Below are 13,796 nucleotides of genomic sequence, written 5' to 3'. Positions count from 1 at the left end.
GGAAGAACACCATGACAGCGAAGGCCACCCACTACCGAGGCGGGCGATTCTTCACTGCGGCCGAGCCCGCGTGGGCGGAGTCGATGATCGTCGAGGACGGCCGGCTGACGTACGTCGGGGATACGGTCACCGCAGACGCGCTGACCCGCGACGCCGACATCGTCGAACTCGACGGCGCTTTCGTGCTGCCCGGGTTCATCGACGCTCACACCCACCTGCTCATGATGGGGCAGTCGTTGCAGAAGGTGGATCTCCAGAGCGCCGTCGATCTGGCCGGCATCCAGGATCGCATCGGGCGTTTCGCCGCCGGCAATCCGACGGCACCCCGAATTCTGGGGCGCAGCTGGCTGTTTCCGGCCGTCGGCGGCCGGCCGCCCACCCGGCAGATGATCGACGCGGTCGAAGCGGACCGCCCCGTGTACCTCGATTCCAACGACGCCCATTCCGTGTGGGTGAACACCGCAGCACTCGACGAACTGGGGATCGACGACCACACGCCCGATCCCCTCGGCGGCCGGATCGAACGTGATCCGGCGACGGGCCACGCCACCGGGATGTTGTACGAAACGGCGGTGACCCAGATCGTGTGGCCCACCCTCGCGAAGGTGGTCACCGACCACGAACGTGACGTCGCGCTCGCGGCGGCGTTCGAGCGGTACCTGGCCGACGGCGTCACCGGAGCCGTCGACATGGCACTCGGTGCGGACGAGGTGGCGGCGCTCGAGCGAGCCCTGGCAGCCGGGGGCGGCACGTTGCCGCTTCGGGTAGCCGGGCACTGGCTCATAACCCGAACCGATTCGACGGAGGAGAACGTCCGTCAGGTCCGCAAGGCCGCGACGTACGCCCAGCGTCTGCAGGGGCCGTGGCTGCGGATGGCCGGGATCAAGATCCTCATCGACGGTGTCATCGACAGCTGCACCGCCACCATGAAGGAGCCGTACTCCGACGGCACCAATGCCGAACCGATCTGGGATCTCGAGTCGCTGGCACCCGTGGTCACCGCGGCTGATGCCGCGGGACTCCAGGTGGCCATGCACGCCATCGGTGACGAGGCCTCGGAGATCGGGCTCACCGCGCTGGAGAAGGCAATCGCAGCCAACGGAATCCGGCCGCGTCGACACCGCATGGAACACCTCGAGACGATCACGAAGGACAACGTGCAGCGTCTGGCACGACTCGGTGTCGTCGCCTCGATGCAGCCGGTGCACGCCGACCCGGCGATCCAGGAGAACTGGCGCGCCGTTCTGGGTGACCACCGGGTCGAGCGGGCGTACCCCTGGCCCGAGATGACCTCGGCGGGCGCGGTCCTGGCGCTGGGTTCCGACGCCCCCACCGCACCGCATCCGCCGCTGCCCAACATGTACGTCGCGACGACGCGCAAGTCCGCGATCGATCCGACTCTGCCACCCAACCTGCCCGAGTACGCGCTCCCGATGGCGGACGCACTGGCGCACGCGACCCGTGACGCTGCCTATTCCTGCTGTTGGGACGACCTCGCCGGGCAACTCGTCGCCGGCAAGGCGGCCGATTTCGTCGTCCTCGACGGAAACCCGTTCACCGAGGGCGCCGGCTCGTTGCTCACCTCCCGCGTGGGGCTCACCGTCGTGGCGGGCCGGATCCGCCATCGAACCACTCACCGGCCGCTCTGAAGGCTGGACAACTCGGCGCGCCCAACGGCCTTGCTTTCACCATTTCGTCAGCTGCCACCACCTTGTGAGGCAGCGCACACTGACTACCAGATGCACTACGGACCCCGGCGAACGCTTGCCGGCGGGCCGTTCGACCCCACGAGAGGAACGGTACGGATGTCGATCGACGTACTCCAGAACTACATCAATGGCGAGTTCGTCGCCTCGTCGACGACGGAGACCCTCGACTTGATCAATCCGGTGGACGAGAGTGTCGTCGGCCGTGCGCCGGTGTCCACCAAGACCGATGTGGACGCTGCCGTCGAGGCGGCGGAGCGAGCCTTCGTGTCTTGGGGCAAGACCACGCCGAGCGTGCGCCAGACGGCACTGCTGAAGCTGGCCGACGCGATCGAGGCGCACAGCGACGAACTCGTCGAGGCGGAGTGCCGCAACACAGGGCAGCCCAAACAGGTCATTGCCGACGAGGAGATCAAGGTCGGGGCAGATCAGCTCCGGTTCTTCGCCGGGGCTGCCCGCATGCTCGAGGGCAAGGCCGCCGGGGAGTACGTGGAGGGATTCACGTCCTATGTGCGCCGCGAACCGATCGGTGTCGTCGGACAGGTGACCCCGTGGAACTACCCGTTCATGATGGCGCTGTGGAAGATCGGCCCCGCCCTGGCCGCCGGCAACACCATCGTCCTCAAGCCCAGCGACACCACCCCGAACAGCACTCTCGTGCTTGCCCGGTTGACCAAGGGCATCCTGCCGGATGGCGTGTTCAACGTGGTGCTGGGCAACGGGGAGACCGGTGCGACCCTCGTCGAGCACCCCGCGCTCGGACTCGTGTCGATCACCGGGTCGGTGCGCGCCGGCATCGCGGTGGCCGTTTCTGCCGCCCGCCAGCTCAAGCGCGCGCACCTCGAATTGGGCGGCAAGGCGCCGGCAATCGTGTTCGGTGACGTCGACATCGAGAAGACCGCCGACGGAATCGCCGAAGCGGCGTTCTTCAACGCCGGCCAGGACTGCACAGCGGCCACCCGCGTCCTCGTCCACGAGTCGATCCACGACCAGCTCGTCGATGCACTGGTCCGTAAGGCCGAGACGTTGAAGCCGGGGCTCCCGGACGACCCCGACACGTTCTACGGTCCACTCAACAACATCAACCACTTCAACACCGTCAGCGCGAAAATTGCGGATCTGCCCGCCTCCGCCAAGATCGCCACCGGCGGCAGACGTTCCGGCGAGCAGGGCTTCTTCTTCGAGCCCACCGTGATCACCGGAGTCGACCAGCGCGACGACATCGTGCAGGAAGAGACATTCGGGCCCATCCTCACCGTGCAGAGCTTCTCGGACGAGAAGGAGGCCGTGACCCTCGCCAACGACGTCCGATACGGTCTGGCGTCGAGCGTGTGGACGCACGACCACGGTGTCACGCAACGACTTTCGGCCGCACTCGATTTCGGCGCCGTATGGATCAATTGCCACATCCCGCTCGTCGCCGAAATGCCGCACGGCGGATTCAAGTACTCCGGCTACGGCAAAGACCTTTCCGGCTACGGCGTCGAGGACTACACCCGCATCAAGCACGTCATGAGCTCACACGACTGACCTCGACTCCCGTTTTCCCATCTACCGTCACGACCCTGAGGACTGCACCCTGATGAACGACATCCAGTACCGGCTGCCGCAGAAGCGAGCACTGGTCACCGAGCTTCCCGGCCCGAAGTCGGCGGCCCTCACCGCTCGCCGCCGCGCCACCGTGGCCGCGGGCGTCGGCTCGAGCGTGCCCGTGTACGCCGCGGACGCGGACGGTGGCGTCATCGTGGACGTCGACGGCAATTCGCTCATCGACCTCGGCTCCGGCATCGCCGTCACCAGCGTGGGAGCCTCGGATCCCGCTGTGGCCGAGGCAGTTCGGGAGCAGGTCGGACATTTCACCCACACCTGCTTCATGGTCACCCCGTATGAGGGTTACGTGCGGGTCGCGGAGGAACTCGCCGCCCTCACCCCCGGCGATCACGAGAAGCGGACCGTCCTGTTCAACTCGGGCGCCGAAGCGGTGGAGAACGCGATCAAGGTCGCCCGCCTCGCCACCGGACGCGACGCCGTCGTCGCATTCGACCACGCCTACCACGGCCGCACCAATCTGACGATGGCCCTGACCGCCAAGTCGATGCCCTACAAGGCCCACTTCGGTCCCTTCGCTCCCGAGGTCTACCGCCTCCCGATGTCGTACCCGTACCGCGATCAGGACGGGTTGACCGGCGAGCAGGCCGCCCAGCGGGCCATCAGCCAGATGGAGAAGCAGATCGGCGCCGATTCACTCGCGGCGATCATCATCGAGCCGATCCAGGGCGAGGGCGGATTCATCGTGCCCGCCGAGGGATTCCTCCCCACTCTGGTCGCCTGGGCGCGCGCCAACGGCGTCGTCTTCATCGCCGACGAGGTGCAAACCGGGTTCTCCCGCACCGGCGCCTGGTTCGCGTGCGAGCACGAGGACGTGGTCCCCGACATCATCACCATGGCCAAAGGCATGGCCGGCGGTATGCCCCTCTCCGCGATCACGGGACGGGCCGAACTTCTCGACAAGGTCCACCCCGGCGGACTCGGCGGCACCTACGGCGGCAACCCTGTCGCCTGTGCCGCCGCGCTCGCCGCCCTCGACACCATGCAGACATTCGACCTGCCGGGCCGGGCTCGGCACATCGCCGACCTCGTCCTGCCGCGGTTGCACGCCCTCGCCGCCGAGGTCGGTGTAATCGGTGACGTGCGCGGTCGCGGCGCCATGCTCGCGATGGAATTCGTCAAGCCCGGAACCACCGAACCGGACGCGGAGTTGACCAAGGCCATCGCGGCCCAGGCTCTCGAGCACGGCGTCATCCTGCTGACGTGCGGTACCTACGGCAACGTGATCCGCCTGCTTCCCCCGTTGGTGATCGGCGACGACCTGCTCGAGGACGCGTTGACGGTCATCGAGCAGATAGTTCGTTCCCTCGTCTGACCCGTGCGCCTTTCTGGTTGCCACCTCTACCAGAAAGGCGCACGGGCGCGAAGCGCCCGCACCCCGACCAGAAGGACTCCCATGACAGATTTCGAACGGCTCCGCACCACCCTGCCCACCGGCCTGTGGATCGACGGCGCCCAGACCGACCCGATCGATGGCGGCACCTTTCCGGTGTACGACCCCGCCACCGGCGCCCACCTCGCCGACGTCGCCGACGCCGGCGGCAAAGACGCACTCCGCGCCCTGGACTCCGCCGCCGCCGTCCAGGACGAGTGGGCCGCCACCGCACCCCGGCAGCGGTCGATCATCCTGCGTTCGGCGTGGGAGAAGGTGATCGAACGCACCGACGACCTCGCCCTGCTGATGACGATGGAAATGGGCAAGGCGCTGCCGGAGAGCCGCGGCGAAGTGAACTACGGCGCCGAGTTCCTGCGCTGGTTCAGCGAGGAAGCCGTCCGCATCCAGGGCCGCTACACCACCTCCCCCTCCGGCAACGGACGGATCATGGTCACCAAGGTCCCCGTCGGACCCACCCTGGCCGTCACCCCTGGAACTTCCCCCTCGCCATGGGCACCCGCAAGATCGGCCCCGCCCTCGCCGCCGGGTGCACCATCATCGTCAAACCCGCCGAGGACACCCCACTGACCATGCTGCTGCTCGCCGAGATCTTCGCTGACGCCGGCCTGCCCGCCGGTGTGCTCTCGGTGCTCCCCACCCTCGACGCCGCTGCCGTCACCGCGCCTCTCCTCGCCGACCCGCGACTGCGGAAGGTGACGTTCACCGGCTCCACCCGCGTCGGCAAGATTCTCATCGAGCAGTCCGCCCAGCAGGTGCTGCGCACCTCGATGGAACTCGGTGGCAACGCCCCGTTCGTCGTGTTCGACGACGCCGACATCGATGCCGCAGTCGACGGTGCGATGGCCGCGAAGATGCGCAACGGCGGCGAGGCCTGCACCGCCGCGAACCGCCTGATCGTCGCCAACTCGGTACGCGAGGAATTCACCACCAAGCTCACCGAGCGGATCGCTGCACTCACCGTCGGGCCGGGCAGCGAAGACGGCACCGACGTCGGGCCCCTAGTCAACGACAAGCAACGTCGCAACGTGGCATCCCTCGTCGACGACGCCGTCGCCGCGGGGGCCCGGGTCCGCACCGGCGGCAAGTCCGTCGACGGGCCCGGCTACTTCTTCGAGCCGACCGTCCTCGACGAGGTACCCGCCGGCGCCCGCATCATCCGGGAGGAAATCTTCGGACCCGTCGCCGCCATCACCGGTTTCGACACCGAGGCCGAAGCTGTCGCCGCCGCGAACGACACCGAATACGGACTCGCCGCGTACATCTACACGCAGGACGTCGATCGCGCGTTCCGCGTCGCCGACAAGCTCGAGAGCGGCATGGTCGGCGTCAACCGCGGGGTGATTTCCGACGTCGCAGCACCCTTCGGCGGCGTCAAACAATCCGGGCTCGGCAGCGAAGGCGGCACCGAGGGCATCGAGGAATACCTCGAGACCAAATACATCGGCTTCGCGTAAACACCCCGCCTCGAGCCAGATCGGAACCGTCAATGAAGCGATTGGTCGTTGGATATCTCGCCACCCCCAGCGGGGAGGACGGTCTGGCCCTCGGGGTGCAGCTCGCCCGCAGTCTCGGTGCCCAGCTCGACATCTGCATGGTGCTCCCGCCGGACCGTACCGTCCCGGCCGAGACAGGCTACGACGACATCCTCGCCTCCCGTGCCCAGCGCTGGCTGGAGGAGGCGAAGTCGTCGACGCCGAGCGACATCGACGTGGACGTCCACCTCAGCTTCCACGAGTCATTCGCGCAGGGTCTCCTCGACGAGGTGACCCGGCTCGGCGCACAGGCCATCGTCGTCGGTGCCGCCGGCGACGGACTCCTGGGGCGGCACTCCGTCGGTTCGGTGTCGACGGAGCTGCTGCACTCGGCACACGTTCCGCTGGCCCTGGCTCCGCGCGGTGCCCGGCATTCCACGGCCAAGCAGATCCGGGAGATCACCTGCGCACTCGGTACCCGCGCCGGCGCCGACGTGCTGCTGCGAACCGCGGTGAGAACCAGTGAACTCATGCAGGCACCCCTACGCCTGGTGTCGCTGGTGGCGCTGGACCCGCGGAACGACCTCCGCGACCACCGCGACACACCCGAGGACATCCGCGAACGCGCCGTCGCCCACGCACAGAGCACTCTCGACACGGCACGTTCCGCTCTGCCCGAGGAGTTTCCGATCTCCGTGCTGATAGCCGACGGCTCCACCGTGGAATCGGCGGTCCGCACACTCGACTGGCAGGACGGCGACCTCGTCATGGTCGGCTCCAGCCGCCTCGCCCAACCTCATCGACTGTTCCTGGGGTCCACCGCCGCCAAGATGCTCCGTGTCCTGCCGGTACCCATGGTCGTCGTACCGAAGCAGGAGTTCCCGCACAGTGAGTAGACCTTCCACCACACCCGCCCCGGATCCACGCTTGTTCCCCACCGGAGGTTCGACCATGACGAACAACGAAGTCGCACAGGGGCCCACCGCGGGCGGGGTGAGCGCCAAGGGCCTGGCCACCGGCACGGTGGGGACATTGTCCGGTGCGATTCTCGGTATCTCCTCCGTCGCACCGGGTTACACCCTCACGGCGAGCATCGGACTGATCGTCGCCGCGGTCGGACTGAAGATGCCCGCCATCTTCATCGCCGGATTCATTCCCATGTTCCTCACCGCCTACGCATACCGTGAGCTGAACTCCGAATCACCGGACTGCGGTGCATCTTTCACCTGGTCGACCAAGGCGTTCGGTCCGTACGTCGGATGGATGTGCGGCTGGGGAATGGTAATTGCCACCATCATCGTGCTGTCGAATCTGGCGGCGATCGCCGTCCAGTTCTTCTACCTTTTCATCGCCCGACTGTTCGACAGTCCGGGCATCGCCGATCTACCCGGCAACAAAGTGGTCAACGTCGGCACCACACTCGTCTTCATCGGCGTCGCAACGTGGATCGCGAGTCGCGGCATCACCACCAGTGAGCGCCTGCAGGTCGCACTCGTCGGCTTCCAGATGGTGCTCCTCATCGCCTTCGCCGTGGTCGCCCTCGTCCACGTCGGGGCAGGCGACTCGCCCGCGAACCTGTCGTTCGACCTCAGCTGGTTCGATCCCTTCTCCGGACTTGCCATCGGCGCCTTCGTCATCGGTGTCACCGGTTCGATCTTCGCCTTCTGGGGATGGGACACCTGCCTGACCCTCGGCGAGGAATCGAAGAACCCCAAGAAGACTCCCGGTCGCGCGGGACTGCTGTGCGTCGCGACGATCCTGCTGACCTACCTGCTGGTGTCGGTCGCGGCGATGATGTATGCGGGAGTCGGCGAAGAGGGCCTCGGCCTCGGTAACCCGGAGAACTCGGAGAACGTGTTCGGTGCTCTCGCAGATCCCGTTCTCGGCAACTGGGGTGGCATGCTGCTGTTCCTCGCCGTGTTCGTCTCCTCGATCGCGAGCCTGCAGACCACCTTCCTCCCGGCAGCGCGCACGATGCTCGCCATGGGCGCGTACGGTGCGTTTCCGAAGAAGCTCGCCGAGGTGTCTCCCCGGTTCCTGGTGCCGTCCTACGCCACCGTCGTCGCCGGTGTGGTGACGGCCGTGTTCTACACGGTGGTCACCTTCCTGTCCGAGAGCGCCCTGCTCGACACCATTGCCGCGCTGGGAATCATGATTTGCTGGTACTACGGCATCACCGCGTTCGCCTGCGTGTGGTACTTCCGGGGACGGCTGTTCACCAGTGTCCGCAACGCTGTCTTCCGCTTCGTATTCCCGCTGCTCGGCGGACTCATGCTGCTCGCGGTCTTCGTCATCTCGGTCGACGAGAGCATGAACCCCGAGAACGGGAGTGGCGCACAGATAGGCGGTATCGGACTCGTGTTCTACCTCGGGTTCGGCATTCTTCTCCTCGGTGCCCTCCTGATGGTGATCATGCGTTTCCGCAACCCTGCGTTCTTCCAGGGCCGAACCCTCACCCGCGAGACATCGGCGCTGCGGGACGAGAGCGATCTTGCTCTGGAGCCTGCGCCACCAAGCCTGCGATAAGGGTGCGCAGTCCGAACTCGAATGCTGCGTCGGCCCGTCCGGGGTTCGGTCCGGACGTGGCCAACGCTGCCCGCATCGGCTCGTTCGCCTCCGGGGCGGTCGCCCAGACCACCTCGGGGGCAGCGAGGTCGAGCGCGGAGCCCAGAACGAAGCTGTCGACCGTCGTGATGGCGTGGAGAACGTCCTCCGGTGAGAATCCGCCGTCCGAAAAGGCTTGCGCCAGCGCGTTGTACATTCCGAACGCCACACCGGATTGCACCGTGTGCGCGGTGAACAGAGGAATCAGCCGAGGATGCTCGGCGTAGTTGCGCCGATACTCGCGCGCCAGGGAGGCCACCGTCTCGCTCCACTGGCCGTCGGGGTCCGCCACCACGATGCCCGCCATCACGCTGGCGCGCATCAATTCGATGATCTCCGCCCTCCCCGACACGTGGTTGTACAGCGAGGAGGGCCGCACCTTCAGCCGCTCGGCGAGACCCGGCATCGTGAAGTCACCGGTGAGGTCCACCAGGCGAATGGCCGCTTCCGTGATGATCTCCGGTGACAGCAGCCGCTGTGATGGCCGTGGCATGAGTGCGCCCCTCTGGTCGATGTTTCGCTGCCGATGGCGGGGTCGAGCGAGAAAAAGTCGAATTCGACACGTCCCACCCCTTGATCGTCGAGCACTCACCCACCATACTTAACGAATCGCATTCGTTTTAGACAGTCGCCGAACCGGACATCCGAGGACCACAATGTTGACGATCACCGCACCGACCCCTCCCGCGCCCCTTTCGAGGACGCCGATCACGGGGGCGCGGACGACCGAACGCCCCCCGCTCCGCGTCGGGCTGGTGCAGCACCGGTGGCACGAGGACGAGCAGGACCTCCGCGCCGAACTCGACGAAGGAATCGCCGCGGCGGCTCGACTCGGAGCTCAGGTCGTCTTCCTGCCCGAGCTGACGCTGAGCCGCTATCCCGCATTCGTGGAAGGCGGTGACAACCCCGGCCGCCAGGCGGAAGACCTCCTCACCGGCCCCACATTCACCTTCGCGGCCAAGGCGGCGGCCGAACACGGTATCCCCGTCCACGCCTCGCTCTACGAGCGCGACGACCGCGAGAGCGGTGACCACTACGACGACGGCCTCGGGTTCAACACGGCCATCCTCGTGTCCCCGTCCGGCCGACTGCTGGCACGCACCCGCAAACTGCACATTCCGGTGACCGCCGGCTACTACGAGGACACCTACTTCCGCGGCGGACCGGCCGCCGATCCATACCCGGTGCACACTGCCCTCGACGGTGTGAAACTCGGCATGCCGACCTGCTGGGACGAGTGGTTCCCCGAGGTTGCTCGCGCGTATTCGCTCGGTGGCGCCGAAGTTCTGGTGTACCCCACCGCCATCGGCTCCGAACCCGACTTCCCCCAGTTCGATACCCAGCCGCTGTGGCAACAGGTGATCGTCGGGAACGGGATCGCCAACGGCACGTTCATGGTGGTGCCCAACCGCCACGGCAACGAAGGCCTCATCACCTTCTACGGGTCGTCGTTCATCTCCGACCCCTACGGCCGCATTCTCGTTCAGGCACCGCGTGACGAATCAGCCGTCCTGGTCGCCGATCTCGACCTTCAGCAGCGAGAAGACTGGCTCGCACTGTTCCCGTTTCTCACGACGAGGCGACCCGACACCTACGGTGCCCTCACCGAGCCCGTCGATCACGCCTCCCCCTTCGGGAAATCCTGATGGGCTGGCGCATGCCCGCGGAGGGCGAACCTCACGAGCGCACCTGGATGGCCTTTCCCAGCGAGGGATACTCGCTCGGGGACACTCCCGCAGCCCACCACGAGGCCCGCAGCACCTGGGCCGCGGTGGCACACGCGATCGCCCGGTTCGAACCCGTCACCGTCGTGGTCGACCCGGACGAGATGGCCGTCGCGAGGGAATACCTCTCCCCTCACATCGACGTCGTCGAGGCCCCGCTGAACGACGCCTGGATGCGCGACATCGGTCCCACGTTCGTGGTGTCCGAGGACGGCAGGCTCGGAGGCGTCGACTGGGTGTTCAACGGGTGGGGCGGCCAGGACTGGGCGCGGTGGGACCGCGATTCCAAGATCGGCAAGATGGTGGTCGAGCGGTCCGGCGCCGAACTCGTCGAGTCGACGCTCGTCAACGAGGGCGGCGGAATACACGTGGACGGCCTCGGCACCGTGTTGGTCACCGAGACGGTGCAACTCGATCCCGGCCGCAATCCGGGACTGTCCAAGGCCGATGTCGAGGCCGAACTCGCGCGCACCCTCGGCGCCACTAACGTCATCTGGTTGCCCCGCGGACTCACCCGCGACTCCGACACGTTCGGCACGCGCGGACACGTCGACATCGTGGCCGCCATCCCGTCTCCGGGCGTCATCCTGGTACACGATCAGCGCGACCCGGAACACCCCGACTTCGAGGTCAGCAGGACCGTCATCGACCTGCTGAAGCAGACCACGGACGCCCGCGGCCAATCCTGGCAGATCATTCCGGTGCCCGCGCCGACGGTGCTCCGCGACGACGAGGGATTCGTCGACTACAGCTACATCAACCATCTCGTCGTCAACGGCGGAGTGATCGCCTGCAGTTTCGACGATCCCGCAGACGAGGAGGCCGTCGCGCTCCTGTCGGCCGCCTACCCCGGACGTGACGTGGTGACCGTCGATGCACGACCCCTCTTCGCCCGCGGCGGCGGAATCCACTGCATCACGCAGCACCAGCCCGTGGTGCGCTGACGCACCCGTGAGTACTTGTTAACCGCGGGGGGTTAACAAGTACTCACGGGTGGCGGAGCCGCCGGGTTAGGCGAGCTCGAACCGGTCGAGGTTCATCACCTTGTCCCACGCGGACACGAAGTCCCGCACGAACTTCTGCTTCGCGTCATCGGAGGCATACACCTCCGCGAGAGCGCGCAGCTCGGAGTTCGACCCGAACACGAGGTCGACGCGGGTTCCGGTCCACTTCACCTCCCCGGTGACGCGGTCGCGGCCCTCGTAGATCTCCGAGTCCGTGGACCTCGGCGCCCATGTCGTGCCGAGGTCGATCAGGTTCGCGAAGAAATCGTTGGTCAGTGTCCCCGGCTTCGACGTGAAGACGCCCGCTTCCGACCTGGTGTTGTAGTTCGCGCCGAGCACGCGCAGGCCCCCGACGAGAACCGTCATCTCGGGAGGAGTCAACGTCAGCAAGTTGGCCTTGTCGACCAACAGGAATTCCGCCGGCAGACGGTTGCCCTCGCCGAGGTAGTTGCGGAAACCATCCGCAGTCGGCTCGAGCGCAGCGAACGACTCCACATCGGTCTGTTCCTGTGTGGCATCGGTGCGACCGGGAGTGAACGGCACCTCGACATCGTGTCCGGCATCCTTCGCGGCCCGCTCGACGGCGGCAACGCCACCGAGCACGACGAGGTCGGCAAACGAGACCCGCTTGTTTCCGGTCTGGGCGGTATTGAAGGACTCCTGAATTCCCTCGAGGGTCTTCACCACCTGGGCGAGCTCGGCCGGGTTGTTGACCTCCCAGCTCGCCTGCGGCTCGAGACGGATACGGCCGCCGTTGGCGCCGCCGCGCTTGTCGCTGCCCCGGAACGAGGAGGCCGACGCCCACGCGGTCGAGACCAACTCTGCAACAGTCAGTCCGGACCCGAGGATCTGACTCTTCAGCGACGCGATGTCGTCGGCATCGACGAGCTCGTGAGTGACCGCGGGGATGGGGTCCTGCCACAGCAGGGTCTCCTCCGGCACGAGCGGGCCGAGGTAACGGACGATCGGGCCCATATCGCGGTGGGTCAGCTTGTACCACGCCTTGGCGAAGTCGTCGGCGAGCTGATCCGGGTTCTCCAGCCAGTTGCGGGTGATCTTCTCGTAAGCCGGGTCGATTCGCAGGGCCAGGTCCGTCGTCAGCATCACCGGCACATGAGTCTTCGACGCATCGTGCGCATCGGGCACGGTGCCCGCACCGGCGCCGTCCTTCGGGATCCACTGCCACGCACCGGCGGGACTCGTGGACAGCTCCCACTCGTACCCGTACAGGGTTTCGAGGAAGCTGTTGTCCCACGTCCGCGGGGTCGGCGTCCAGGCACCCTCGAGACCACTGGTGATGGTGTCGCCACCCTTACCCGTGCCGAAGGCGCTCTTCCAGCCCAGACCCTGTTCCTCGAGCGGAGCAGCCTCGGGCTCGGGACCGACCAGATCGGCCGGTCCGGCGCCGTGGGTCTTGCCGAAGGTGTGTCCGCCGACGATCAGTGCAGCGGTTTCGACATCGTTCATCGCCATCCGCGCGAACGTCTCGCGGATGTCCCGTGATGCTGCGACGGGATCCGGGTTGCCGTTCGGGCCTTCGGGATTGACGTAGATCAGTCCCATCTGGACCGCACCGAGCGGCTTTTCGAGGTTCCGGTCACCGGTATAACGCTCGTCGCCGAGCCAGGTGAGTTCCGGGCCCCAGTAGACGTCTTCCTCGGGCTCCCACTGATCAACCCGGCCCGCGCCGAAGCCGAAAGTCTCGAAGCCCATCGACTCGAGGGCACAGTTGCCGGCGAAGACGATCAGGTCGGCCCACGAGATGGTCTTGCCGTACTTCTTTTTCACCGGCCACAGCAGGTGCCGTGCCTTGTCGAGGTTGGCGTTGTCGGGCCAGCTGTTCAGCGGCGCGAAGCGCTGCATTCCGGCGCCGGCACCACCGCGGCCGTCGGTCACGCGGTAGGTGCCCGCGGCGTGCCACGCCATCCGGACGAACAGCGGGCCGTAGTGGCCGTAGTCGGCGGGCCACCAGTCCTGCGAGGTCGTCATAACCTCCTCGATGTCCCGTTTCAGGGCCTCGAAGTCTAGGTTCTCGAGTTCCCGGGTGTAGTCGAAGTCCTCGTCCATGGGATTACGCACGGCGGGGTTCTTCTGCAGGATCTTCAGGTTGAGCTGGTTCGGCCACCAGTCACGGTTACCGCCGCCCCGAGTCGGATGCTCGAGCCGACCGTGCGCGACAGGGCAGCCGCCGCTCTCCGCAGGTTCCGTTTGGGCCTCGGCGATGGGCGGGTGCTCTTCTGCGAGAGTCCGGGTGGTGTCAGACACGGCTTTCCTTCCAAAAG

General features: G+C 66.7%; 9 protein-coding genes and 1 pseudogene. 8 read left to right on the top strand and 2 right to left on the bottom strand.

What is annotated here, in order from left to right:
* The first annotated feature begins 11 nt into the window (after positions 1-11).
* The 6 genes and pseudogenes from JQT59_RS15280 to JQT59_RS15255 all read left to right on the top strand — a co-directional run bounded on the left by JQT59_RS15280 (position 12) and on the right by JQT59_RS15255 (position 8,708).
* Positions 12-1,649, top strand: a complete 1,638-nt coding sequence (locus JQT59_RS15280) for an amidohydrolase (RefSeq protein ID WP_213576834.1) — start codon at positions 12-14, stop codon at positions 1,647-1,649.
* A 156-nt stretch (positions 1,650-1,805) separates the two neighbouring features.
* Complete coding sequence (locus tag JQT59_RS15275) at positions 1,806-3,236, top strand: gamma-aminobutyraldehyde dehydrogenase (protein ID WP_213576833.1); 1,431 nt, start codon at positions 1,806-1,808, stop codon at positions 3,234-3,236.
* A gap of 52 nt (positions 3,237-3,288) precedes the next feature.
* Positions 3,289-4,629 (top strand): 4-aminobutyrate--2-oxoglutarate transaminase, encoded by a 1,341-nt coding sequence (gabT, locus tag JQT59_RS15270; RefSeq protein ID WP_213576832.1) that lies wholly within the window; start codon positions 3,289-3,291, stop codon positions 4,627-4,629.
* 81 nt (positions 4,630-4,710) lie between these two features.
* Positions 4,711-6,164: pseudogene (locus JQT59_RS15265) on the top strand (NAD-dependent succinate-semialdehyde dehydrogenase).
* A gap of 32 nt (positions 6,165-6,196) precedes the next feature.
* Positions 6,197-7,078 (top strand): universal stress protein, encoded by an 882-nt coding sequence (locus JQT59_RS15260; RefSeq protein WP_213576831.1) that lies wholly within the window; start codon positions 6,197-6,199, stop codon positions 7,076-7,078.
* A 55-nt stretch (positions 7,079-7,133) separates the two neighbouring features.
* Entirely contained in the window at positions 7,134-8,708 is a 1,575-nt protein-coding gene (locus JQT59_RS15255) for an APC family permease (protein WP_213576830.1), read from the top strand.
* Here JQT59_RS15255 and JQT59_RS15250 read toward each other — a convergent pair.
* A complete protein-coding gene (locus tag JQT59_RS15250; RefSeq protein WP_213576829.1) occupies positions 8,635-9,279 on the bottom strand; it encodes a TetR/AcrR family transcriptional regulator C-terminal domain-containing protein in 645 nt (214 codons plus the stop codon). The genes JQT59_RS15255 and JQT59_RS15250 overlap by 74 nt on opposite strands.
* A gap of 163 nt (positions 9,280-9,442) precedes the next feature.
* Between JQT59_RS15250 and JQT59_RS15245 the strand changes: the two genes are divergently transcribed.
* Together JQT59_RS15245 and JQT59_RS15240 are read left to right on the top strand one after the other, a co-directional pair.
* On the top strand, positions 9,443-10,432 hold the full coding sequence (locus tag JQT59_RS15245; RefSeq protein ID WP_213576828.1) for a nitrilase-related carbon-nitrogen hydrolase: 990 nt from the start codon (positions 9,443-9,445) through the stop codon (positions 10,430-10,432).
* On the top strand, positions 10,432-11,454 hold the full coding sequence (locus tag JQT59_RS15240) for an agmatine deiminase family protein (protein ID WP_213576827.1): 1,023 nt from the start codon (positions 10,432-10,434) through the stop codon (positions 11,452-11,454). The genes JQT59_RS15245 and JQT59_RS15240 overlap by 1 nt, the downstream gene beginning before the upstream one ends.
* Positions 11,455-11,520: 66 nt before the next feature.
* On the opposite strand, the gene katG is transcribed toward JQT59_RS15240, so the two are convergent.
* On the bottom strand, positions 11,521-13,779 hold the full coding sequence (gene katG / locus JQT59_RS15235) for a catalase/peroxidase HPI (RefSeq protein WP_213576826.1): 2,259 nt from the start codon (positions 13,777-13,779) through the stop codon (positions 11,521-11,523).
* Positions 13,780-13,796 lie beyond the last annotated feature (17 nt).

Origin of the sequence: Rhodococcus sp. USK13, assembly GCF_018343855.1 — a bacterium.
Lineage (GTDB): Bacteria > Actinomycetota > Actinomycetes > Mycobacteriales > Mycobacteriaceae > Rhodococcus_F > Rhodococcus_F oxybenzonivorans.
Note: the sequence above shows the minus strand (reverse complement) of the source record. Positions and strands in the feature narration are given on the sequence as shown.